The 23939-nt window shown below is 42.9% G+C and carries 22 protein-coding genes, 4 tRNA genes and 2 pseudogenes; 13 read left to right on the top strand and 15 right to left on the bottom strand.

The genetic code is table 11. From position 1 onward, the window contains the following. Nucleotides 1-107 precede the first annotated feature (107 nt). The 5 genes from AC5EUN_RS01515 to AC5EUN_RS01495 all read left to right on the top strand — a co-directional run bounded on the left by AC5EUN_RS01515 (nucleotide 108) and on the right by AC5EUN_RS01495 (nucleotide 3399). Nucleotides 108-818 (top strand): DUF3108 domain-containing protein, encoded by a 711-nt coding sequence (locus tag AC5EUN_RS01515; protein WP_078389870.1) that lies wholly within the window; start codon nucleotides 108-110, stop codon nucleotides 816-818. Between the two features lie 90 nt (nucleotides 819-908). Further along, nucleotides 909-1484, top strand: a complete 576-nt coding sequence (locus AC5EUN_RS01510) for a xanthine phosphoribosyltransferase (protein ID WP_004691243.1) — start codon at nucleotides 909-911, stop codon at nucleotides 1482-1484. Between the two features lie 276 nt (nucleotides 1485-1760). Continuing rightward, nucleotides 1761-2255 (top strand): GAF domain-containing protein, encoded by a 495-nt coding sequence (locus AC5EUN_RS01505; RefSeq protein WP_227518665.1) that lies wholly within the window; start codon nucleotides 1761-1763, stop codon nucleotides 2253-2255. 156 nt (nucleotides 2256-2411) lie between these two features. Next, complete coding sequence (locus AC5EUN_RS01500) at nucleotides 2412-2813, top strand: GGDEF domain-containing protein (protein WP_227518538.1); 402 nt, start codon at nucleotides 2412-2414, stop codon at nucleotides 2811-2813. A 211-nt stretch (nucleotides 2814-3024) separates the two neighbouring features. Further along, complete coding sequence (locus AC5EUN_RS01495; RefSeq protein WP_004691247.1) at nucleotides 3025-3399, top strand: hypothetical protein; 375 nt, start codon at nucleotides 3025-3027, stop codon at nucleotides 3397-3399. Nucleotides 3400-3442: 43 nt separating this feature from the next. Here the strand turns inward: AC5EUN_RS01495 and wrbA are convergent, their stop codons facing one another. Further along, complete coding sequence (gene wrbA / locus AC5EUN_RS01490; protein ID WP_125274120.1) at nucleotides 3443-4036, bottom strand: NAD(P)H:quinone oxidoreductase; 594 nt, start codon at nucleotides 4034-4036, stop codon at nucleotides 3443-3445. A gap of 115 nt (nucleotides 4037-4151) precedes the next feature. On the opposite strand from wrbA, the gene AC5EUN_RS01485 reads away from it, so the two are divergent. Further along, nucleotides 4152-5402, top strand: coding sequence for a YihY family inner membrane protein (locus AC5EUN_RS01485; RefSeq protein ID WP_131230640.1), 1251 nt, complete (start codon nucleotides 4152-4154; stop codon nucleotides 5400-5402). A gap of 111 nt (nucleotides 5403-5513) precedes the next feature. Here the strand turns inward: AC5EUN_RS01485 and AC5EUN_RS01480 are convergent, their stop codons facing one another. Next, on the bottom strand, nucleotides 5514-6449 hold the full coding sequence (locus AC5EUN_RS01480; RefSeq protein WP_493352156.1) for a DMT family transporter: 936 nt from the start codon (nucleotides 6447-6449) through the stop codon (nucleotides 5514-5516). A gap of 104 nt (nucleotides 6450-6553) precedes the next feature. Between AC5EUN_RS01480 and AC5EUN_RS01475 the strand changes: the two genes are divergently transcribed. Then, nucleotides 6554-7360, top strand: coding sequence for an AraC family transcriptional regulator (locus AC5EUN_RS01475; RefSeq protein ID WP_131230644.1), 807 nt, complete (start codon nucleotides 6554-6556; stop codon nucleotides 7358-7360). Between the two features lie 58 nt (nucleotides 7361-7418). Here AC5EUN_RS01475 and AC5EUN_RS01470 read toward each other — a convergent pair whose 3' ends face one another. From AC5EUN_RS01470 to AC5EUN_RS01445, 6 genes are all read right to left on the bottom strand, one after another. After that, on the bottom strand, nucleotides 7419-8063 hold the full coding sequence (locus tag AC5EUN_RS01470) for a fumarylacetoacetate hydrolase family protein (RefSeq protein WP_131230646.1): 645 nt from the start codon (nucleotides 8061-8063) through the stop codon (nucleotides 7419-7421). Nucleotides 8064-8105: 42 nt separating this feature from the next. Beyond that, nucleotides 8106-8603, bottom strand: a complete 498-nt coding sequence (locus AC5EUN_RS01465; RefSeq protein ID WP_004691260.1) for a YcxB family protein — start codon at nucleotides 8601-8603, stop codon at nucleotides 8106-8108. Nucleotides 8604-8873: 270 nt separating this feature from the next. Further along, a tRNA-Arg gene (locus AC5EUN_RS01460) sits at nucleotides 8874-8950 on the bottom strand. Nucleotides 8951-9224: 274 nt separating this feature from the next. After that, nucleotides 9225-9301 (bottom strand) — tRNA-Arg (locus tag AC5EUN_RS01455). Nucleotides 9302-9349: 48 nt separating this feature from the next. After that, nucleotides 9350-9426 (bottom strand) — tRNA-Arg (locus tag AC5EUN_RS01450). A 14-nt stretch (nucleotides 9427-9440) separates the two neighbouring features. Continuing rightward, nucleotides 9441-9530, bottom strand: a tRNA-Ser gene (locus AC5EUN_RS01445). Nucleotides 9531-9794: 264 nt separating this feature from the next. Between AC5EUN_RS01445 and rnr the strand changes: the two genes are divergently transcribed. The 5 genes from rnr to AC5EUN_RS01420 are packed head-to-tail and all read left to right on the top strand — an operon-like array spanning nucleotide 9795 to nucleotide 15965. Then, complete coding sequence (gene rnr, locus AC5EUN_RS01440) at nucleotides 9795-12233, top strand: ribonuclease R (RefSeq protein WP_216070741.1); 2439 nt, start codon at nucleotides 9795-9797, stop codon at nucleotides 12231-12233. 58 nt (nucleotides 12234-12291) lie between these two features. Continuing rightward, a complete protein-coding gene (locus AC5EUN_RS01435) occupies nucleotides 12292-13173 on the top strand; it encodes a VanW family protein (RefSeq protein WP_159151617.1) in 882 nt (293 codons plus the stop codon). A 52-nt stretch (nucleotides 13174-13225) separates the two neighbouring features. After that, entirely contained in the window at nucleotides 13226-15268 is a 2043-nt protein-coding gene (locus AC5EUN_RS01430) for a M3 family metallopeptidase (RefSeq protein WP_171503109.1), read from the top strand. A gap of 52 nt (nucleotides 15269-15320) precedes the next feature. Continuing rightward, a complete protein-coding gene (locus tag AC5EUN_RS01425) occupies nucleotides 15321-15533 on the top strand; it encodes a YheV family putative zinc ribbon protein (protein ID WP_171503108.1) in 213 nt (70 codons plus the stop codon). Nucleotides 15534-15545: 12 nt separating this feature from the next. Beyond that, complete coding sequence (locus AC5EUN_RS01420) at nucleotides 15546-15965, top strand: hypothetical protein (RefSeq protein WP_131230652.1); 420 nt, start codon at nucleotides 15546-15548, stop codon at nucleotides 15963-15965. Between the two features lie 406 nt (nucleotides 15966-16371). Here the strand turns inward: AC5EUN_RS01420 and AC5EUN_RS01415 are convergent. From AC5EUN_RS01415 to AC5EUN_RS01390, 6 genes and pseudogenes are all read right to left on the bottom strand, one after another. Then, nucleotides 16372-16911, bottom strand: a pseudogene (locus AC5EUN_RS01415) (TRAP transporter large permease subunit); the annotation flags it as partial. A gap of 140 nt (nucleotides 16912-17051) precedes the next feature. Continuing rightward, nucleotides 17052-18654: pseudogene (locus tag AC5EUN_RS01410) on the bottom strand (TRAP transporter large permease subunit); the annotation flags it as partial. A 182-nt stretch (nucleotides 18655-18836) separates the two neighbouring features. Further along, nucleotides 18837-19409 carry a rhombosortase gene (rrtA, locus tag AC5EUN_RS01405; RefSeq protein WP_159151615.1) on the bottom strand — a complete coding sequence of 191 codons (573 nt, stop codon included), beginning with the start codon at nucleotides 19407-19409 and terminating at the stop codon, nucleotides 18837-18839. 71 nt (nucleotides 19410-19480) lie between these two features. After that, on the bottom strand, nucleotides 19481-20518 hold the full coding sequence (locus AC5EUN_RS01400) for a hypothetical protein (RefSeq protein ID WP_131230657.1): 1038 nt from the start codon (nucleotides 20516-20518) through the stop codon (nucleotides 19481-19483). Nucleotides 20519-21038: 520 nt separating this feature from the next. After that, nucleotides 21039-21425, bottom strand: a complete 387-nt coding sequence (locus tag AC5EUN_RS01395; RefSeq protein WP_114836536.1) for a protein YgfX — start codon at nucleotides 21423-21425, stop codon at nucleotides 21039-21041. Nucleotides 21426-21430: 5 nt separating this feature from the next. Next, nucleotides 21431-21688 (bottom strand): FAD assembly factor SdhE, encoded by a 258-nt coding sequence (locus tag AC5EUN_RS01390; RefSeq protein WP_004977895.1) that lies wholly within the window; start codon nucleotides 21686-21688, stop codon nucleotides 21431-21433. A 192-nt stretch (nucleotides 21689-21880) separates the two neighbouring features. On the opposite strand from AC5EUN_RS01390, the gene AC5EUN_RS01385 reads away from it, so the two are divergent. Further along, nucleotides 21881-23053: an acyl-CoA dehydrogenase family protein gene (locus tag AC5EUN_RS01385; protein WP_159151614.1), complete on the top strand. Its 1173-nt coding sequence runs from the start codon at nucleotides 21881-21883 to the stop codon at nucleotides 23051-23053. Between the two features lie 35 nt (nucleotides 23054-23088). On the opposite strand, the gene AC5EUN_RS01380 is transcribed toward AC5EUN_RS01385, so the two are convergent. Continuing rightward, nucleotides 23089-23880, bottom strand: a complete 792-nt coding sequence (locus AC5EUN_RS01380; protein ID WP_078426171.1) for an alpha/beta fold hydrolase — start codon at nucleotides 23878-23880, stop codon at nucleotides 23089-23091. Nucleotides 23881-23939 lie beyond the last annotated feature (59 nt).

Genomic DNA, 23939 nt, shown 5'->3' with positions numbered 1-23939 from the left:
TAAAACTACAGTTTGCCCTATGTTTCGAATTTTTTCTTCATAATCAACGTGCATAATATTTCTATGCAAAAAATTTGTGCCTACAACTGAATAGGAAACTTTTTCTTATGGCTAAATCAATGTTGAAAACAGTCGCAATGGCAACAGGTGTCAGCACCTTGCTATTTGTCGGTTTCTCAAGTCAAACCTTTGCCATGAGTCCATTCCAAGCCAGTTATCAATTTAACTATAATGGCAAAAACATGGGCTCAGCGTCACGTACGTTATCGAAATCGGGCAACAACTGGAACTATGTCTTTGCAGCCAAAGCTGGTGGTATCGCCTCTGCAACCGAAAGCAGTCGCTTTAGTTTCAACGGTAAGCAAATTCAGTCCAGCAGTTTTAGTCGTAGCAGTAAAATTTTGGTGCATAACAACACCATGAGTATTAACTTCAATCCAGCGGCAAAAACCATCAACACCAAGAAAGACAAAGAAGCGCGTTCTTTCGCTTGGAAAGCTGGCGTACTGGATGAACTGAATGCTGAATTACAACTTCGGGAAGACATCAAAAATGGCGGTTTAAAATCGACTTATTATTTGGCCGATGCCAAAGAAGTCGAAGCACGTAAATTTGTGAAGCAAGGCTCTGAGTCAATCAAAACCGATTATGGCACCTTTGACACGATTAAAGTAGTCATGAAACATGACAAACCTGGCCGCGAAACCATTTTCTGGTTAGCACCTAAATTGGACTACCTTCCAGTCAAAGTCAGCCATGTTGATAAGAAAACATCCTATGGATTGCTATTAACGGGTTATAAAGGTGCAAGCAATTAGTCATTTTGACGAATTTTACTTGCATTTTTTCAGGTGCTTCCTAAAATACGCTTTTGCTTGAAAAAGCACCTGCCCCTAGAGGATTCTCCCGTGTACGCACTAGAACAGAAAATCTTAAGCGAAGGTATCGTTCTATCTGATGAAGTTCTGAAAGTTGATGCTTTCTTAAACCACCAAATCGATCCGGTTATGATGCAATTAATCGGTAAAGAATTTGCTGCTCGTTTTAAAGATGCAGGCATCACTAAAATCATCACGATTGAAGCATCAGGTATCGCACCTGCAATCATGGCAGGTTTAGAACTGGGCGTGCCCGTTATTTTTGCGCGTAAATACCAATCTTTAACCTTAAAAGATGACCTTTACCGCTCAAAAGTCTTTTCGTTTACCAAACAAACGGAAAGCACGATTGCAATTTCAAATAAGCACATCAGCTCAGCAGATAAAGCCCTCGTGATTGATGACTTCTTGGCTAACGGTCAAGCAGCATTGGGGCTGATTGACCTAATTCACCAAGCGAAAGCAGAAGTTGTCGGTGTCGGTATTGTGATTGAAAAATCATTCCAACCTGGTCGTGACATTTTGCTTGAAAAAGGCTACCGCGTTGAATCTTTGGCACGCGTAAAGTCTTTGGCAAATGGTACTGTTGAATTTGTTCGTGACTAATCACGGCGTTTAACTTCAAAAAAGAGCACTTCAGGTGCTCTTTTTTTGTCACTCAGATGACCCGCGGGTCATCCACATGTAAATGCCACATTTGCGCTGTAGGTTATTTTTAATTTAAAGTAAAAATATATCGTTTTTTTTCAATTTAATTACACACTGAAGTTGGAGAAACGCGATTTATATAGCATGATCAAATCTAAAAGGTAATGTCCACTTTCTAAGAGCAAAACCAATAAAGACTAAACTGGATACTATTTTATAGAGATACCGTATTGAATGATAAATAAGAAACAATTAACTGAACGATCATTTACCCCAAGCCAATTATCTGGATTTGATGGCGTACACTCCATTCAACTCCCTGTAGACTTCATTCACGACTTGAGTAAAGCAGACTCCTTACAAGCTGTTTTAGATACCATTGCTTACTGGATTTCTCACGTGTTTGATGCGGATCGGGCCAGTATTACCCTGCAAGATACTGAAGAATATCTCAAGCTGTATTCGATCTCAGGCAATCATGCGATTCTGATGGATTTTAAAATTCCGATTGAGCAGACTTTTGTCGGACGAGTCTTTGCTCAGTCTCAACTGATCATTTGCGATGACCTCGCTCAGTCGGATGAGCTGGATTGTAAAATGCTTTCCGAGCATGGCATGGGCACCTGTATGGATGCGCCTATGATTCACAATGGCGTGTGTATTGGCACCTTAAATGTGGCAGATCAACGTAAATATCACTACACCCTACAACAAGCGATTCTTTTATAGGGCCTCGCCACATGGTTAGCTTTAAATATTAAACTGCATTTACAAGTGCAAGAAATGGCGGTCTTAACATCTACAGATGAACTCACAGCAACCTTTAATCGTCGAGTATTTCTGCAAGAAAGTAATCAAACCATGTAGCACTTCAGCCATACTCGCGTGCCATTTACGATAGGTATCTTAGATATTGATCACTTTAAACAGCTGAATGACTGTTATGGGCATACCGCAGGTGACCATGTGCTGAAAAAGATGACCAAAAAAATCCGCAGCGTACTGCGTGACGAAGACTTTTTAGCCCGTATCGGTGGTGAGGAGTTTGCGATTATTTTACCCGCCTGCTTGGGTGATGAAGCCATGCGGGTCTTTAAACGCATTTGTTCAACGATTGAAGCCATGGAAGTGCATTATGAGCAAGAAGTGCTGTGTTTCACAGTCAGTATAGGGGTTGCTGAAGTCGGCAAACATGACGCAGATGCAGAGGATGTCTTTAAACGTGCAGATAAAGCCTTGTACTGTGCCAAGCAAGCAGGAAGAAACCGAATTCACTTTGCCAACTAAACCATATTTAAAAACACAGCATAAACTACTCAAGAAAATTACAAGTTTAATAAATATTATTGCTGCAAGTTCAACTAAGATTTACTCTAGATTCAGTTGTTTAGATCTTTCAAATTCAAGCGCAAAACACGGTTGTTTTGCGCAACGTGTCATCCACACCGTAAAACGGCTGCCAGCTTCAATCACTGGTATCCCAATAGGCCAATAGACTATGGAAAATACAATTCTCTGCCCAAAATGTGGCTCTAGTGATGTTGAAAAACGCAATCACGAGCAACAACTGACTAAAATTGGGGGCGTATTGCTCAGTTCGGCAGGTGCAACTGCTGGTACCGTCGGTGGTGCAGCATCTGGAGCCTCTATTGGTGCGGCGATCGGTGCAGCGGCTGGACCTCTTGGGGTGATTATGGGTGGTACCATTGGCACTTTTGTCGGTGCAGTCAGTATTGGTGTGACAGGTGGTTTTTTAGGACATCGTTTTGGTAAAAAAGCGGGTGTGATTGTCGATAAAAATGTATTTCTTGACTATAAATGTCTCAAGTGCGGTACAAAGTTCAAAGAACAGCATCTGAAGCCAGCCCAATAATAAGAAGCCCATCATTGATGGGCTTTTTTCATGTCTAAATATTCTAGGCTTGTAGTTTCTTCACAACTTCCCCAAGACGCTTACCTTGAGCTTCGCACAGCACTTTTTCATCTTGGCTTAAGCGCTGATCATGTCGAGGCCCGCTGACATGGCTAGCGCCATAAGGTGTTCCACCTGTTTTAGTATGTGACAATGCGGGAATGGCATTGTTCAATCCTAAAATCATCATGCCATGATGAAACAATGGTGGCAGCATGGTCAATAAAGTACTTTCTTGGCCACCATGCATCGAACCTGATGAGGTAAACACACAAGCCGGCTTGCCATGCAAAGCTCCATTGAGCCAAAGACTGGTGGTTTGATCGAGGAAATATTTCATTTCAGAAGCCATGTTACCAAAGCGAGTGGGTGAGCCTAGCGCCAAACCCGCACAGTTTTCCAAGTCCGCTAAACTACAATAAATATCGCCTTCTGCAGGAATACTCGGCTCTGCTTCCTTCACCACAGCCGCAATATTTGGCACCGTTCGAATTTTAACTGCAACACCACTGGCTTCAATTCCATTTGCAATCAGATGCGCCATTTCACGGGTACTGCCGTATTTGCTGTAATATAAAACTAAAACATAGGTTTGCATGAATAGAGTTCGGTAACAGAAAAAATAAAACTATACGGTATTTTTCCTATTTTTTGGTTAAGCTTAGGGTGAAAAATGTAGAAAAGATGAAGAAAACAAAAGAGATACTTTGCCTATGTTAGAACAGTACTTAAGAAAACTTCCTTTCTATGAGAAAACTTGGTTTCAGTTCGTTTTATTTGTACTGCGACGCTTTGAGGCCGATCGATGTCGTGAACAAGCAGGTTCACTGACCTATACCACCTTATTTGCCGTCGTTCCGATGCTAACCGTTTTTTTGGTGATCATTTCCTCAATCAAAGCACTTGAACCTGCACGGCAGCAATTACAACAACTGATCTATAGTAATTTTTTACCGAAAACCACGATTGCTTTTGATAAGGCCTTAAATGCGTTTACCGATAAATCCAGTAATTTAACCATTATTGGGATCTTATTTTTATTCGTCACCACCGTCATGATGCTAACCAGTATTGAAACAGTCTTTAACCGAATTTGGCGCGTTCGTGAAACCCGCGGCGGCATTATTGGCTTTATGCGCTATTGGACCATTATTTCTTTAGGCCCCATTCTACTTGGTAGTGCCTTTGTTATTTCGTCGACAATGGCTTCCCTCAACGTTCTGAGTAATAATTTTGCAGGCTATGAGCTTAATGGCGCATTTGTCCTGTGGCTAATTTCATTCTGCTTAACTGTCGTCGGCTTTTTTATTCTGAATTGGACCATTCCAAACCGCAGTGTCCCAATGAAATCCGCTTTGATTGCAGGTTTATTTAGTGCCGTCGTGTTTGAACTCCTAAAAAACTTATTCGGCTTCGTTATGTCGAACTTTACCAGTTATGAAATTATCTATGGTGCATTTGCCGCGATTCCAATTTTCCTGTTATGGATTTTTCTGTCTTGGAATATTGTCCTGATTGGGGTCGAAATTAGTTATGCACTGACCGCATTTACCTCCCATAAAGAGCAAAAACGACACCCTGTCATTATGCTACTAGATTTGCTGGAGCTGTTTTATAAAAAGCAACAGCAAGGACTCAGTGTCTCTGATGATGAAGCTTTAGATGTATTAGGGCGAGATGAATTGGGGCGTTGGCCGAGTTACGTGTTTATGCTTGAACAGCAAAACTTAGTCAAACGTACCGATGACAACCAATATGTGCTGGTACGTAATTTATCTCAAGTCGATTTTTGGAGTTTTTACAGCAAACTTCCTTACCCTTTACCAAAGCGTAAAGATTTGGGTAATGTCCATCCTGATGATGTCTGGATGCAGAAAATTGGCCCAGCGTTAGTAGAATCGGATGATTACTTGGCGGCTAAACTCGCCATTCCGCTGTCTACAATTTTTGATGATAAATCTTAAGCCTTCTATAAAAAAAAACGTGTCTATGACACGTTTTTTTATCCGCTAACTCAAATCAATTTAAGTTCAACCTTCACCCTGAATTGAGATAGATTCGAGCCTACCCAGTATTTACTGCAAAGCCATTTTAAAGGCCTGTACATACTGCTTAATTTTGTGATGCAAACTCACCACCATCACCCCCATCAACACAAAACATGTTCCCACCAAAAAGTTGAGTTCCAGCTGCTCATTGAGTAATATCACACCAAAACACATCCCAAAGATTGGGGTCAAAAAAGAAAAGACCCCCAACTGGGATGCCAAGTATTTTTTCAACAGCCAAAACCAAATCAAATAACTGGCAAATGACACGACAACGGTATGGAAAAGCAAACTTGTAAGAGATAATACAGACCAGTGAATCGTCGCTTGTCCCATGAAGAAAGCCACAGGCAATAACACTAAAAATGCGATAAAGAGCTGATAAAACAAAGTTTGGGTGGCAGGTGCCTCTGCTAGTTTCGTCAGCCTAACTGCAATGGTCGTGGCTGCCCACAACACCCCTGCTAAGAGTGCTAAAACATCACCCCAAAGTGCAGAACTTGCAGCCGCTTGTGAAGATGCAGGACGAAATAAAAATGCAATCAGAATCCCGAAAAATGCACATGCAATGCCCAACCACTGAATGAGCGATAAACGTTCAGAGGGTAATTTCCAGTGCAGACCCAATGCTACAAAAATAGGTGCGGTATACAGCAAAACCACGGTATGCGCCGCGGAGGTAAAACGTAAAGCTTGCGCGACCAGAAAAAATTCAGCTGCAAATAAAAGCCCGACTAAAACTCCTGCGGGTAAGTAGTCTCGCCCCCATAAAGATGTGCCCTTTGCTAGCTTGATCATGGGGTAAACCATCAACGCAGAGAGACCTGAGCGAAGTGCAATTTGCATCACTGCAGAAATATCGGGGGCAGCAAGCTTTAACACCACTTGTTGTAATCCCCACAAAATACACAGCCCAAACATAATCCCTGAAGCTTTACTGTCCAGCGCTTGACGACTACTCACGACCTGCTCCACTGAAAAAGATCAAAGCTCACTATAGATTTGTCTGAAATAAAACATATAATTTAAAACAGACAAGAGATCTTCTTATTCAGGCAATTTCAGCCATGCCCCAACGACAACAAAAAAAGAGCGCGCAACTCAAACAATTACCGACCAATGATCATATTGATAAATTATTATGGATCAGCTTTCGCGAAGATCCCGCGCAGTCGGTTTATCCCGTGCATGGACATGCATGGGGCGAATTTGTATACGCCTTTAATGGTGTGATGGAAGTGAATATCAACCAGATTGACTACCTTACCCCGCCACCTTATGGCATTTGGCTTCCACCCAATGTAGCCCATAGTAGCTTAAATCGTACCGATGTTTCGCATGGTACCTTGTATATCCATGAAAGCTTATGCACTCATCTGCCTCAACAAGCCGGTATTATGCTCAGCTCACCTTTGGTCACGGCACTATTTAAGCATTTGAGACAACACAGCCTGCCAGATGATGCACCTGAACACATGCGCTTACTCTATGTCTTGCTTGATCAATTACACCATGCAGAATTGGTCAGTAGCTATTTACCGCACTCTGAACACCCGACCCTGAAAAGTATTTTAGATTTTTTACATCTGCACCCTGCGGACAACAGTTCTTTGCAACAACTGGCGGTACAGCACAATATGACTGAACGCACACTCGCACGTTATAGTCAAAAAGAACTTGGCATGTCCTTGAATGAATGGCGACAGCGCTTAAAAGTCATGAAAGCCATGAGCATGCTGACAGAGGGAAAAAAGGTCGAAAGTATCGCGCTGGATTTGGGCTATGCCAATGCATCGGCCTTTATTAATATGTTTAAACGCTGGATGGTATATATCCCCGATCAGTTCCGTAAACTGTACCATAGCCACCAATAACGCTAAAAAAAATCACCGAAGTGATCTTTTTGAATGATGGGGTTTGAAAGCCTGTAAATTAAGCTTTAACAAAGGTATTCCAAGAATAGTCTTGTTTTTTGCCTTTTAGGGTCATTTTCAACTGCTCACCCGCCTGTAATGCAGCGACCCCAGCAGGTGTGCCTGTCATGACCACATCGCCTGCTTCCAAAGTAAAGACTTGGCTAATGTCGGCCAACAAGGTACCAATGTCAAAAATTAAGTGTGCAGTGTTGCCCGCTTGGCGCAGCTCATCATTGACATGAAAACTGTAATGCACATCATCCCAGTCCTGTACCACATCGGAAACAGCAACCCAGTCTGCCAGTACACACGAACCATCAAAGGCTTTAGCACGTTCCCAAGGCTGGCCTTTGGTTTTCAAGTCATCTTGCAAGTCACGCAAGGTTAAGTCCAAACCTAAAGTCACAGCCCCCACTGCTTGCAGGGCTTGAGCTGGATCGGTTGCTTTGCTTAGGCGATGGTCAATGCGTAAAACCAGTTCACATTCATAGTGGCAGCTGCCCCATGCAGGATTCCAAGAGATGCCCGCATCTAAACTGAGCAAACTGCTCGGTGGTTTAATAAATAAAACCGGACGATCAGGAATCGCATTGCCTAATTCTTTGGCATGGTCTGCATAACTACGACCGACACAGACAATTTTAGATGGACGTGTACTCATGATCTTCCTCTGATTTGTTGATGGTGTTATGGAGCAAAATGTTTATTTTTTGAAAGTATTTTCAAATTTTGCTTGATCCGCACTATCGGCCAACGCACGCTTAGGCACAATCACCACAGTACGGTTTTTCAGCTCAAGCATATAGGTCAACTTGCCACTGGCAAACTTTTGCACTTCATTATAATGGACCACTTGCTTGCGACCATTGGCATAAATTTCCGCATAATCTTGGTATAAATCGATGCCTTGCTCACTTTTACCAAACTGATATTTCACAAATTGGCGCTTAAACATCATCGGCAGAAACCAATAGCGCATGAGAATTTGTAAAACCAAGAAAAATATACCCAATGCCACATAGTAGCGACCGACGCCTGAAAAGCCGAGCATAAAGCCCCACACAATAATCCCGACACTAATCAACGGCGTGATAAAACGCGTCATTTGCTTTTTACCAAAGGTCGCTAAGGCAAAACCATCTTGGGACTCTTCTAAAGTGAGGAAATAACGTGTCGATAATGCAGGCTTGTTCTCTGACATAGGGTCATATCAAATAGCTAAAAATATTGTGCTCAATACTACAACACAATCGGTCATTTTTTTAGGACTTTAGCAGATCGATGTTGATTAGCGGCGATCCACTCAAGCCGAGGCCATACCGATATCAGAACCGCATGATAAAACTAAGATGTAAGAAACAACTGAATAACTACGGCAAAAAATCCATCCCTGCTATGGATTTCTACTGAACAGAAAGTGCAGGCACAAAAAAAACCGCAACATGTGCGGTTTTTTCAATATTTATCAAATTGGTGCGCTCAGAGAGATTCGAACTCCCGACCCCTTAGTTCGTAGCCAAGTGCTCTATCCAGCTGAGCTATGAGCGCGACGTCTTGATGGGGTGAATTATACGTGAATCTTATTTTTTGTTAAGTCTTATTTTCATAAAAGCCGATCAACTGCCCAGTTATTAAGCATAGTGGGTATAAAACGCTGCATAAACCAACATATTGATCGTTGCATATGAAAATAGCTGGGGAATCACGCAAGAATAGCGCTTTATTTATATCGAATCTTTCTTGATAAATCACTTTCTCAAGCGAAACACTTCATTTTTACGGACACAAAAAAACCGCAACATGTGCGGTTAATTGTTCAAGTTGGTGCGCTCAGAGAGATTCGAACTCCCGACCCCTTAGTTCGTAGCCAAGTGCTCTATCCAGCTGAGCTATGAGCGCATTACTTGTGTGCCAATTCAGGCGATACGTTACATACAGTTTACTTATTGGTGCGCTCAGAGAGATTCGAACTCCCGACCCCTTAGTTCGTAGCCAAGTGCTCTATCCAGCTGAGCTATGAGCGCGACATAAGTAAAGTTGGCGGTGAGAGAGGGATTCGAACCCTCGGTACAGTTACCCGTACGCATCCTTAGCAGGGATGTGGTTTCAGCCACTCACCCATCTCACCGTAACGTGCGGCCATAATACAAACTTCATGCTAGCACTGCAAGCACAGACACTCAATTTTTTGCATATTTCTGTTCAATTAAATACTTTTTAAACAATTTAGGGCGGATTCAGCTAAATTTATTCTTTTATCTAGATCTGCATGTTGAATAAAACAGCAGATATTCTAAATTGCCGACATAAAACACAATATTGCAATCATTTGCGTGCAGTCTGTCTTCGCATGACTTATGCTAATCCTATCTACTGACATACAGCCAAAGACATTATGAAAAATTGGGTCGATCCTGAAGCAAAAGCTGAAGCTGAACGTTATGACAACCCTATTCCGAGCCGCACGCTCATTTTAGAAACCATCGAAGAAAAAAAGACGGCTTTATCGCATGCGGACTTGGTCGAAATTTTTGAAATTGCAGACCAAAAAAGCATTGAAGCGCTCAGCCATCGCTTAATTGCGATGGTTCGTGATGGTCAACTGATGAAAGATGGCTTCAAATTTCAAATTGCCGAAGAGCAACCTGAACATGAAGCAACGGTTTACATCAATAGTAAAGGCTTTGGCACGGCCAATATTGCAGGTCATGAAGACTTACTTCTGCCTGAACGTGAACTACGCCAAGTATTTAATGGTGACCGTGTTAAAGTGCGTCAAACCTCAGTAGACCGCAAAGGTAAAGCTTGGGGCTTTATTACCGAGGTAGTGCAACATCGTGTGAAGCAAATCATTGGTAAAGTATCAATACATGATGGTGAATACTTTATTCAACCAGCAAATCCGAATGCGCACCAACCGATTACTTTAGAAAAAGAGTTAATCGAACACGCACAAGTCAAAGTGGGCGATTCGGTTCGTGTCGCAATTGATGACTACCCAACCAAAGATGAGTTGGCGACAGGTCATATTGTGCAATCGATGGCAGACAAGGCCGATACTGAAATTATTATTCCGCAAACCATTTTAGAGTTTGGTTTGCCGTATGAGTTCCCAGAAGAAGTCATAAAAGAAGCAGAGAGCTTTAAAGAGCCGTCAGCGCAAGACCGTGAAGGTCGTATTGACCTACGTGATTTAGCCTTAGTCACTATTGATGGTGAAGATGCACGCGACTTCGATGACGCGGTCTATGCAGAAAAACGTCCAGGTGGCGGTTATCGTGTGGTGGTGGCGATTGCAGATGTGAGTCACTATGTCCGTTCTGGCAAACCACTGGATGATGAAGCTCAAGAACGGGGTACATCGGTGTATTTCCCGCACTTTGTTTTACCGATGTTGCCTGAAGCTCTTTCGAATGGCTTATGTTCACTCAATCCGCATGTAGACCGTCTATGTATGGTCTGTGATTTAAACCTGTCACGTGCAGGTCGGGTCACCAAGTTTGAGTTCTACCCATCTGTGATGCACTCAAAAGCACGTTTAACCTATACCAATGTTGCCCAATACTTTGACGGCGACAGCAGTGCCATTCCTGAAGACCGTGATGTTCGCAAATCCTTGAACACCCTGTTCCAACTCTATCAAGTCCTCAAAGGTTTACGTGCTGAACGTCATGCCATGGAATTTGAAACTGTTGAAACTTACATGACCTTTGATGAGCTGGGCGGCATTAAGGAAATTTTACCGCGTACGCGTAATGATGCGCATAAACTGATTGAAGAATGTATGTTGTTGGCAAACGTGGCAGCGGCTGAATATGCGCTACAACATGATGTGCCAATGTTATACCGTATTCATGAACCACCTGAGTTTTCACGTATTCAAAAAGTACGCGACTTTGTCAAACTGCTCGGTCTACCGTTCCCAGAACAGCCGACTCAGAAAGACTACCAAGCCGTGATTGATGCAACCAAAGACCGTATTGATGCCCCAAGTATCCATGCCGTGCTGTTACGTTCGATGATGCAAGCCTACTACGGCGCGAATAACGCAGGTCACTTTGGTTTGGCATATGAAGCCTATACGCACTTCACTTCTCCAATTCGTCGTTACCCAGACTTGTTATTACACCGTGCCATTAAAGCCAAGTTAAAACATAAACCGGCACCTCTTTCAGGGGCTGCGCTAGATGATGCTGGTCAACATTTCTCAGCGACTGAACGTCGTGCAGATGAAGCATCTCGCTCTGTCACCACATGGTTGAAATGTCATTATATGCAGCAGCATTTGGGTGAAGAGTTTGTCGGCACCATTTCTGCAGTAGCAGAATTTGGTCTGTTTGTGACACTCAAAGACTTATATGTTGACGGCATGATCCATGTCAGCCAACTGGGCGATGATTACTTTGTCTATGACCAACCAAGTCAGAGCTTGATTGGGCAAGCACGTGGTCAAAGCTTTAGCTTGGGCGATGAAGTGAAAATCAAAGTTGCAGCAGTGAATTTAGAAGACCGCAAAATTGATTTTGAATTATTGCAGCAACTCTCACATGGTGGTCGGCCCATACGTAGTCGAGCACCCCGTGTTGGTAAAGCCAAAACAGCACGAAGCGAAAGTAAAGAAGAAGTCTTCAGCGAGTCGACAAACGCCTCTCCCAGTAACAGCGGAGACCAGCCCATACGACGCAAAAAAGATAAATCCCAACCTAGCTCCTACAGCAAAAAGCCTGGTAAAAAATCTTCATCAAAGTCTGAAACAAAGGTTAAAGATAAAGTGAAGAAAAAGGCTAAACTTAAAAAGAAAAAATCAAACGCAAAAGCGAAAACTGAGTAAATGATGAAAAAGGTGCTAGGGCTTAATGTGTCCTAGCACCTTTTTTCATAGGGCCAACATGAATTTTTTGCGTTTATTTTTAAGCAAACCCATCAGCCAATATCATCCCTTGCTTTACTTCATGGCCACGCGTAGCCGACGTATGATGCGCTATTGGCAATGGAAAACAGATGGGAAAGACTACGCACATTCATTTTCTAACGCTCCTTTGGCTTTTCGCGTCAAAAAGCATCAGTCCGTTCTGTTTCGTAAATTAGGCGACATCGATCAGCACTGGCAACACAATAAAGTCATCAATCTCAAAATTGCCAGTCCGTGTATTTCTGGGATTTTAATCCACCCACAACAGACTTTTTCTTTTTGTCAGTTGGTAGGACAACCAACAGCTCAAAAAGGCTATGTTGAGGGAATGGAACTCAGCTTTGGTCAAGCACGCGGTGGTATTGGCGGCGGTATTTGCCAAATTGCCAATCTCATTCACTGGCTTGTCTTGCATAGCCCATTGCAAGTGGTACAGCGTTCACAGCACTCCTTTGACCCTTTTCCAGATCATGGTCGTGTACTTCCATTTGGTAGTGGCGCTGCAATTTTTTATAACTATATTGATTATCAAATTTACAACCCCACCCCGCATAGCTTTCAAATTCGGCTGTGGTTTAGTGAGAAATGTTTAGAAGGTGAACTGCGTTGCTCCGCCGATTTAGGCTATGTCTACCATGTATTTGAACAACAGCATGCCTTCCTAAAAATCGGGACGGACTACTACCGACAAAACGAAATTTGGCGACACCGCAAAGAAAAATATAAAAGCGGTGAAATCTTAGCCACTGAATGCATGACCCGTAACTTTGCCAAAGTGCTTTATCAGCCCTCACGCATTGATCAGCACTACCCATCATGGGCTGAATTTCAAGCAGCGCAAAACATCAAAACCAATTAAAACTTGATTTCCCACGGCATCACCCTTACATCTAGTGATAACTGAACATTTAATTTGGCTTAAACGCATGACATTAGAAAAAGCAACCTTGCCTGTTCCACAGTTTGATCAAATCACCTTAGTACAACTCCAACAGCAGATCGAACAGGCAATTCAACAGGGCCAAAGTTTTTTAAAAGACCTGAGCGAAGTCCCTGAATCAATTCAGGGACAGCTTGCGGTCTTAGAACAAGTCGATCATTTAGAAAATAATATGAGTGAAGCATGGGGCGTGCTGTCCCACCTCAATGCGGTCATGAACAATGCTGAAACTCGTGAGGTGTACCAGTCACTATTACCAAGCTTAAGTGAATACTATACCGAGTTAGGTCAACACACAGCGCTGTATCAAACCTATCAACACATTCATGATGCTGCGCAATTTGATCACCTCCCTGAAGCCCAACAAAGTGCGATTAAACTTGCACTGCGCGACTTCAAACTGTCTGGGGTGGCTTTAGAAGGTGAAGCCAAAAAACGTTATGCAGAAATCTCCGCACGTTTATCACAACTATCGTCCGACTTTTCCAACCATGTTCTGGATGCCACCCAAGCCTATTTCAAACCTTTAGCGGAACACGAACTGGCAGGCTTACCACAAAGCAGTATTGAGCTGTTAAAACAATATGGTCAGCAGCGCGAACTTGATCAACCCGTTGCCACTTTAGACTTCCCATCGTATCTGGCAATTATGACCTACGCGGAAAACCGTCCTTTACGCGAAGAACTGTATCGTGCCTATACCACACGTGCATCTGATCAGTCTGAACACGCTGAGTTTGATAACACCGCGGCGATGGAAGAAATCTTAAGCCTGCGTCAGGAAATGGCTGCACTGTTAGGTTTCAACAACTACGCCGAGCTTTCATTGGCCAGCAAAATGGCACCAAATGTAGCAACGGTGGATCAATTCTTACGTGATTTAGCTGAACATTCACGTGCCCCTGCGCTCAAAGAAGTGGCGGAGCTGAAAGCTATTGCTGCTGAAGATGGCATTGAGGATTTAAAACCGTGGGACAGCACGTATTATTCGGAAAAATTGAAAGTCCAGCAGTTCAATTTATCTCAAGAAGCACTCAAGCCCTACTTCCCTGCACCCAAGATTTTGCAGGGCTTATTTAGCATTGTGAATCGTCTTTATGGGATTCAAATTGTGGAGCGTGAAGCCCCAGTTTGGCACTCAGATGCACGCTATTTTGAACTAGAAGATCAAGGTGCAGTGGTCGGTGGATTCTACTTTGACCTCTATGCGCGTCAGGGCAAACGTGGTGGCGCATGGATGAGTGGTTTCCGCTCTCGCACCAAAACAACGCAAGGCCTACAAAAACCGATTTGCTATATGGTGTGTAACTTTACGCCACCTGTGGGGGATCAAGCAGCGTTGCTGACTCATGATGAAGTGATCACCTTGTTCCATGAATTTGGACATGGTTTACATCATATGTTGACAGAAGTCGACAATATTGCAGTTGCGGGGACACACGGCGTGGCATGGGATGCGGTGGAGTTGCCAAGTCAATTCATGGAATTTTGGGCATGGGATACTGAAAGCTTAGACCTGCTCAGTGCACATATTGACACCCAAGAAACCTTACCAGAAAGTCTACTCAAAGCCTTGCTGGACGCGCGTTTCTTCCAATCTGGCATGCAAAGTTTACGTCAAATTGAGTTTGCCCTATTCGATCTCAGCATTCATAAAGCAGCCCCTGCTTTGAAAGCAGATCAGATCCAAGCCACCTTAAATGAGATCCGTGCACAATATGCTGTTTTAGAAACCACATCTTATAACCGCTTCCAACATAGCTTCAGTCATATTTTCGCAGGCGGCTATGCAGCAGGTTATTATTCTTATAAATGGGCGGAAGTTTTGGCCAGTGATGCCTTCGATCGTTTCGAAAATGAAGGGATTTTTAATACTGTCACTGGAAAAGAATTTCGTCAGTTTATTCTAGCAGTTGGCGGAAAAGATACAGCGCTTGATGCATTTATCAATTTCCGTGGACGCGAGCCAAAAATAGATGCTTTACTTCGTCATCAAGGTTGGACGAACCGCTAAAAAAGTGAGTAAACTAGGCGCCTAAATTGTTCAGAAGGTAAGTCTAATGACTATTAAACGTCGTTTCATTGCAGGTGCAAAATGTCCTAAATGTCAGGCGATGGATCGAGTTGTTATGCTTACCTCGAATGACGATGAATGGATTGAATGTATCGACTGTGGTTATTCTGAGAATCGTCCAACTCATGTAGACAAGCCTCAGATCCCTGCTATCCCTGACGAGGTTGGGGTCATTCAATTTAAACCACGTCAATCCAAAGAATAAAGGTTGAATCGAATGTCGTCCGTACAACACAACAACCCTAAATTACTCTGGGGTATTACAGCAGGTTTGGTCGCAATCATTGCGATTTTCGCACTTTATCAGTGGTTGTTTGCTGCACAAGAGCCTATAACACCGATGCACCAAGCGGAGTTGATCCAACCGACCGTGAAGACGCTTCCAGAAGCTGAAAAAGCAGTTTCGACCGCCATGGCTGACAACACCATTAAATTGGTCGAAGAAGATATTTTAAAAGCACCTGTACCTGAAAATGCCTCACTTGCCAAAGAAGAAGTGGCGAAACTGGACGATATTCAAAGCCAGTTGAAGGAACAGGAAAAGAGCTTGCAAGCACAGCACAAAGATGCCGATGAGCTGGTAAAACTCAAAGAAGAACAAATTAAACTGTTAGAAGCCCAATTGGCTGCTCGGTAAAATACGGTTGTTATTTTTAAAGACGTTAGCTTATCGACTGATACGCTAACGTCTTTTTTTGCCCTGCTGCTTCACCCACCTATTCAATCAGCGCAAAGCCATTACACAACTCATCATTCTTGCCCACCTAGTTCCATGAATGACATTGCATTCGTTATGCCCCCTCCTAGACATGCAAAGGGTTTCTTTTAGAGGGACTTTATGGATCGATTGATTCTTTTCATTGAGCTTAAGTGCGGGCTGATTTTTTAAGATGGGACGCTTAGCAATATCCTTGTACTTTGTTTTGATTTGAGTGGTAGTCGCTGCAAAGAAACCATTTTCCTGACCAGCATCGTCAATAAAGCTAAAGCATTAAAAAAAGCATCCGAAGATGCTTATTTATGGTCTAACTCAAGTTCACAACTTAGTGATACCAGCCAAATAACTTAAAGAAGTATGGAACATAAGCAATGATCAGCATCGCTGGGAACAACACGATCAAAGGTAAAATCCAACGTTCATAACGATAATAGAAAGATAAATGACGCACTTCCTCATCGGCCTCATTTACCTCGGCATCACCAATGGATTGTCTTGCTAAAAGGTGATTAAGGGCCACAGGTGGTGTCACATAGCCCAACTCAAAGCCAATCAAGGTGATCATCCAAAAATGGACAGGATGAATACCATATTGATAGGCCACAGGTGCAACCGTCGCAGAAATCAAGATCACGGCGCCAAACGGATCCATAATCATCCCAACAAAGACCATCAATCCCAAAATCAGAGTAATGACCAAAAACGTACTGCTAATATCAGTCGGGAAGAAACTCATTACCTCCGTACGTTCAAGCAATCCGCCCACGCTCACCGACAGTGCCATTAAAATGACCAAAGCACCAATGTGCCCAACGGTTTCACTGGTCGAGATATGCATCGACTTCCAAAAACCGACTTGGCGTAACACGTCCATGGAACTAGATTGAACCACCCCATGATTCACCACTTGTCCATCATCTGCGGCATTACCATGTAGCCCTTCACGGTATTCTGCATGGGCAACTTGAGCCCCAGCCAATGCAGGTTCACCACCCGAGCTATAATTTGCGCTGAGTGTCTCATCCCAATGCCCCACAGCAGGCAAAGGCGCAGGCTGATGACGTAATTTATCAAACAACACGATCATCAATAAAATCACAGGCATCATCACGGGTGCAGTAAATTCATTTAGGTCAGTGTCTAATAAGAATTTATAGAACATCCACGTGAGGACAAAAATCACGATATAAGGCACAACTGCTAAGAAAGCACGCCCTGATTTCGGTGCGGCCAAACTCGGTGCCGCGATGCGGAATTTACTCTCTGCAAAGAAGAGTGAAACCACTAAAAACAGTGTTGATGTCAGTAGGAAAGTATAAACACCATATTGATAAAGCAGATCCGTCGTGACTTCTTTATTTAAGGATGCCACTACTACAATCAATAAGCATGGACGCAAAACTACACCCAGCGAACCTGACATTGCCGTTGCAGCCAAAGCAAACTGACGACGTCCACCTGCATTCCAGACTTCTTTATAAATAATCGCCCCTGCTGCAATCACAAAGATCCCTGATGCACCCGTATATGCGGTCGGTAAAGCCGCAGCGATTAAAATCAACCAAGTTAAAGTTTCAGGCGCCAAATTCCATGGACGCAAAATATTTAAGAACAGATCCACGACACGGGTTTGTTTCAACAACATACCCGCCCAAATAAATAGGGCTAAATTCAGGAAAATACTGGAGAATTCAACCAACTGTCCCAAGTAAATCCCTTGCCCCATGGGATAGTCCATGAAGAAGATAAATGCCACACCCGTAATCACCGCCATGTAGGCATACAGAGGAACACTCAGAAAAGCAAAGCCTAGACGCCCGCCAGCTTTGGCCTCTTTCGGTGGGCTAAACAGCTGCCACACACTTATCAATGTCAGTACGCCAAATAAAACCATCCACAGCCAATAAATCAGCTGGGTTTCGCCATTCATCGGCACACCCGAGTCTTTCACTGAGTTAAATTGGCTAATGCTCGAGTAAGTTAATAAACCATTACCCAGTGTCATCAGGAGACTATAAACACGATAATCCAGCTTGGTTGCAGGGCCACGCAAACCAATATGATGGATTTTTAAGGTCGCGCTAATCGCAGCTAAAACCACCATAAAAATTAATAGAATGGCGCGATTTTCTGTTCCGAATTTAAAAATACCAAAAAAAGTGGTTTCAAAATTACGATAGGCACGAATACTTGGGTGTGCCTCCATATGTTGCATGGCTTTATCATAAAACTGATACTTTTCTTCACACTGCTGCACACCCGCCAAGATGGACGCACGCACATCCGCTTCCGAAGCCGTACCAAAGAAGTCGGCGAACTCATCTGCAGCGTTGGCTTGCATTTGGGTTTTGACCAAAGCATCCACATTCGGCTGACGATTACACTCTGGCTTGGCTGGCTCTGCCCTTAAAAAAGAATACTGCATACCTGTGGCTGGATTGCCATATAAGCGCTCGCCCATACGTAGCAATTGGCCATGGATCATTTCACCTGTACCAATTAATAGCGTAAGTAACAGTAAAATCAGAATGACAAAAGTAGAAATCCACTCGGTCCATATATACTTCAGCAGATCGAGTCCTGATCTGCGCTGTCCATGATTCTGCATGTTGTTTCCTATTTTTATTACCGTTCTGTCCAGCGCAATACACCGTAGAACCTGTCGTTTTAGTCGGCTCGAGCTTGTCCTTTCTCTATGCCTTTAGATTTTTGTTTTGTTTATCTTTGCATCAAATTTATATTTTTGAATATGACAATCTGGATTTTCTTTTTAGAATTTAGGTCAATCCTCTATTCATCAAATAGATTTACCCCGATTAAATACAAAGCTGCAATCACACTTCCCCAGATCACGCCCAATAAATGTGCTTCGACCAAAACTGGACTCCCGATCAGTTCGGCCGTAGTACTCTCGCCAAAGGTATTTTCCCAAATCAATTTGCCTAAAATAAGAAACAACACCAAACTCGCAAACATCCGTTCTTTACGGTATAGCAAATGGACAATGGCTATGGCAGTAAACATCCCATGCAACACACCAGACAGCCCTGCATAGGCTTCAATATCCGCCAGAAAATAATAAAAACTGAGACTAATCAACGGCGGTAAAATCAGCAATAACGCCACAAAATGCCAGACACGAGCCCGTGGAAAAATAAAAGGCAAACACATAAAAGCCAGCATATTGAGTGCAAAATGGATCCATCCCACATGCACCCAGTGCGCTGTCCACAAGCGCCAAATTTCAGGAAAAATATCCACTCGCCAATAAATAAATTGATCTTTAAAAATCTGTAGGCATGCCGAGATCGACACGACAAACGCAATCAAAATGATTTTTCGATTCAGAAATTGATCATGCATCACATGTCCTTATCGTGTTGCTCATTTATTTATTGTTATTTTTTCTGCCCTTCGGCTCAGTTTAAAATTGGTTAACTTTCACTAAACAACTCATCTAGCTCAGAACGGTCTTCTTTTTCATCCCAGAAATGCGCCATACCACCATCCCCAGTTCGTGTCCCAGTATGTTCAGTCCAATAACGATCCGAAATCCCTTGAACCATACTCGAGGCCATACTATCAATCAGTTTAAATTGTGGATTGCTCTGTTTTTCATCACTATAAGAAGCCGCATAACTTTTCAATGCATCACGAATCTTGGCATCGTCACCACTGGCTTGAGCCGCTATAGCATACATTGCATGAGATAAACGAACCCCTTTTTGCTCCCCAATTTGCATCGATTGTTTCAAGGTCTGATATGGATCAGGTTTACCTTCACCCGCACCTGGCAATAAGGTCCAAATCACCGCACGTGTTGCATTCGGCGCACCCCAAAACTTTTCATTGTCTAGACATACCATCCCACGTTCAACAATAGCGGCAATGTCTTTAGGAACATTGACTGCGCCACCAGAGTTAATATCATTGGTCATGGCTTGTAGCCCACTCAACATTCCCAGCAGATACACAGTTTGATCCAAATCGCTGTTCATTTTTGGACAGCCTTCACCCAATGGTTTCTTATATTTCTTTTCCCAGCGGTTTTGAAAAAGTTGATAACCAGTATATTGGCGTTGTGCTGCAGTCGCCGCCCAACGCTTTTGTTCAATTCGAGCATCCTGTGCTTCAGAGACATTGCCTGCTTTCGAGGCACGCAAATAACGTAACTCAGCCTCAAGTGCCTGATTTTCCGCACAAATACCCGATGCTGAATAAAGTAGAACCGCCACACGGGTTGGATCTGCCCCCATGTCTTTGGTCGACATAATCGCTGGAGTCAAAGCATTGCCTGAGTTACACACCATCTCAGCGTCTTCCATGGCTAAAATAGGCGGTACTATATGTTTTTCACTAAACCCAAGCGCAACATTGGCACCTGTTTTAACCACTTGTGAACAACCCGAAAATAATAAACTCGTAAGCGCTACAACAGCCACACCCTGGCCTATTTTTTGGACTTGCGACATTTTCCTGTCCTCTATTTGTATAATTGTATGTGTCCATGCTGACAAACATAGCAGAAGCATTTTCCGAAGAAAAGAGTATTTACTCTAAATCAGACCACTACTCTGCCATGAAATAAAAAGCGGAAAATTGACTAAAATGACGCCTCAACTTTTTTTTAGGCAAAAAAAAGTAGCATAGCGACGGTTCGGCACATGCTACTTATCAACTGGGAAGCCTAGCTAGGCTTTGTTTGGTGCAAATCGTTCCTTCAGCACAGTTCCTAATCGTCCTATAACAATCGCTAACACAATTGCTACCACTAGAAACATCCAAGTTGGGATCATCATACGATTTTCCTTGTTTGCTGTTGGTGATTTGAATGTACATTTTAAGATCAAAAATCTGTAGGAAAGTTGTCTGACAATCCTAAAAAGCATATCAGTTTCTTCAGATATGTCAGACAAACTAAGATGATATATATTTATAATTGTTATTTTTCAATAAATTAAATAAATCGTGAAAGTTAAAATTGTCCAACAATTATTGCATTTTAGTGAGTATTTTCAGGGCTTTCCACTGCGTGATGGGTAACTGATCACACCAAACCAACATCGGTTTTGCTCTAAAGTGTTGAAAATAAATCACAATATAAGCACGATGATCCACAATATGGCTGATTTGTACTCGTTGCACATTGGTTTGTTTCTGAAGTGACAAAGACCAATCACGGCCGTCTAAATGCTGAAGCTGCAAATGTTGCGGCCCACGTAGAAAAAACAAATACAGCACAAAGCCTGCTACCAAAGCGATCAGCCACAGTCCTAAAGGAAGTAGCTGATACAAGACCAGCATCAGAACGGCATAAATCGACAACTGAAACACATAAGCCAAACGACTGGGTTTAAGTTGAAAATGACGATGTTCCATTGCACTTATCCGTGTACATAATGCTTTAATTTTTGAATCAAGGTTTTCATTTCAGGGCGTGGCGGCTCAGAGACTTCCATAAACCAATCCAGCAAATCTGGATCTTCCTGTTCAACCAAGGCCGCAAACATGGCCTTTTCCGCAGGATCCGCCTGAAGATAATAATTTTTCACATAAGGGTCAAAGTACACATCAATTTCTTTTAAACCACGACGTGCACGGTAGATTACTTTACGTTCCTCTAGGCTCATTTCTTCAGTCATTACATTCCCCAAATTAATTGAAACGGCTTAGTTTAACCGATCACACCGCCCTCGCCACTAGTTAAATGTCGTAATTTTAACAACTGGCAAAACTCATCAAAAAATCAAATAGATTTGAGCATTCAGTCCATTGTCGCATGTCCTGCTTTTCACTAATCTCTTAGCAAAATAACAACATCAGGATGAGCTTCCATGCAATCAGGCGCAATTCGCCCGTTACACAATATGCTGCCGCGTAACTTATTTAATGCTGAACATGAGGCATTTCGAGAAACTGTTCGAAAGTTTTACGCCAAAGAAGTCGTTCCGAATATTGAAAAATATGAACAACAACAACATGTCGATCGTGAACTATGGAATAAAGCAGGTGCCATGGGACTACTGTGTGCCACTATGCCTGAGGCTTATGGTGGCTCGGGTGTAGACCGCTTGTACAGTATGATTTTGATTGAGGAACAAGCCTATGCCATGGATTCCTCGACAGGGTTTTCACTACACTCTGACATTGTCGCGAACTATATCAATAACTTTGGTAGTGAAGCACAAAAACACTATTGGTTAACGCGGATGGCTTCGGGTGAAACCGTAACAGCCATTGCGATGACTGAACCTGGCACAGGCTCAGACTTGCAAGCGGTACGAACAACAGCTGTTTTAGACGGGGATGACTACATTATCAATGGCTCTAAAATCTTCATTACCAATGGCTATCTCTGCGATATGGCGATTGTGGTCTGTAAGACAGGCAATAACGAAAAAGGTTCAGCCAATCTCTCTTTAATCATCGTTGAAGCTGATCGTGCAGGCTTCAGTAAAGGTAAACCTCTCAATAAAATTGGAATGAAAGGACAAGACACCTGCGAATTGTTTTTTGATCATGTACGCGTGCCCAAAGAAAACTTGCTCGGTATGGAAGGCATGGGCTTTATGATGCTGATGAAAGAACTGGCTTGGGAGCGCATGTTGGTGGCCATTATCTGTCAAGCAGGTGCAGAAGCAGCACTTGCGCATACTGTTCAATACACCAAAGAGCGTAAAGCTTTTGGAAAAACAATTTCAAGCTTTCAAAATACTCGCTTTAAACTGGCAGAGTTACGCACAGAAATCGATTTTTGCCGTGCTTACCTTGACCGTTGTATGCAATTGCAACTGGAAGAGAGTCTCGGGATTGATGCCGCTGCAGCAGCCAAATATAAAATTTCCGAGATGTTTTCTAAAGTTGTCGATGAATGTCTACAACTGCATGGTGGCTATGGTTATATGCTGGAATACCCGATTGCACGAGCTTATCTAGATAATCGTGCCAATCGCATTTATGCAGGAACCAATGAAATTATGAAAGAGTTAATTTCCCGTTCACTCTAAGATCAAAAAGCCCCTCTTTCGATGGGCTTTTAGTTTTAACAATGTGCTTGGTGAAACTCCGCAATCAAAGCAACCACCAACTCTGGCTGCTCTTTATGTGGCATATGATGTAGACCTTCTAAAATATGCAGTTCAGCCTGTCCAGACACCCCTTCAAAAATCTGCTGAGGTTGTGCCGTACTGCCATATTCATCCAGTTCACCATGAATAACCAACGTTGGACAACACACACCATCAATCACTCTGGCCAAATTCCAATCTTGAAAAATGGGCGATAGCCATGTTTCAGTCCATGCATCAAGTACCCACTGCGCCTTTTCAGGGTGATATTTCTCCAAACGTTCCATTTGTCCCGCTTGTTGAAAGCCAACTTTCGCTTCACTTATCCCCTTTAGTGTCAGTGCTTCAACCGCATACTGTGCAGAGATTGAAATTAATCCTTGGCAACGCTCTGGATACGCCGCAGCAATCGCAACAGACATCCCCCCGCCCACGCTATGCCCTAGGATGATAAAGTTCTGTATCGAAAAATAATCCAATACAGCTTTAAAGGTTTGTTCTGCTTCAGTGATGACAAAACTATGTGCCAAGGGCTGCGTACTCGGATCGGATAAACCAAAACCTAAACGATCATAGGCATAAACCACCCGCGCGGTCGCTTGTGCCAGTTGAGCAGGAAAATCCCGCCACAAAGCCACACAACCTAATGAATCGTGCATTAAAATAATCGGAGCTAATGCATGATCTACTACATCAGTGTGCCATTTTTTGGCATGAATCATATTTGATGCAAATGGGACTTGGTAACTTTGTTCTAAGATATTCAAAATATTCCCTATTCATTATCTTTTAAGTTTTTAAAATCATCCAACACTCCAACAGTTTA

It is taken from the genome of Acinetobacter sp. CAU_H_S170_2, assembly GCF_058890445.1.
This window is presented reverse-complemented; position numbering and strand designations above follow the sequence as displayed.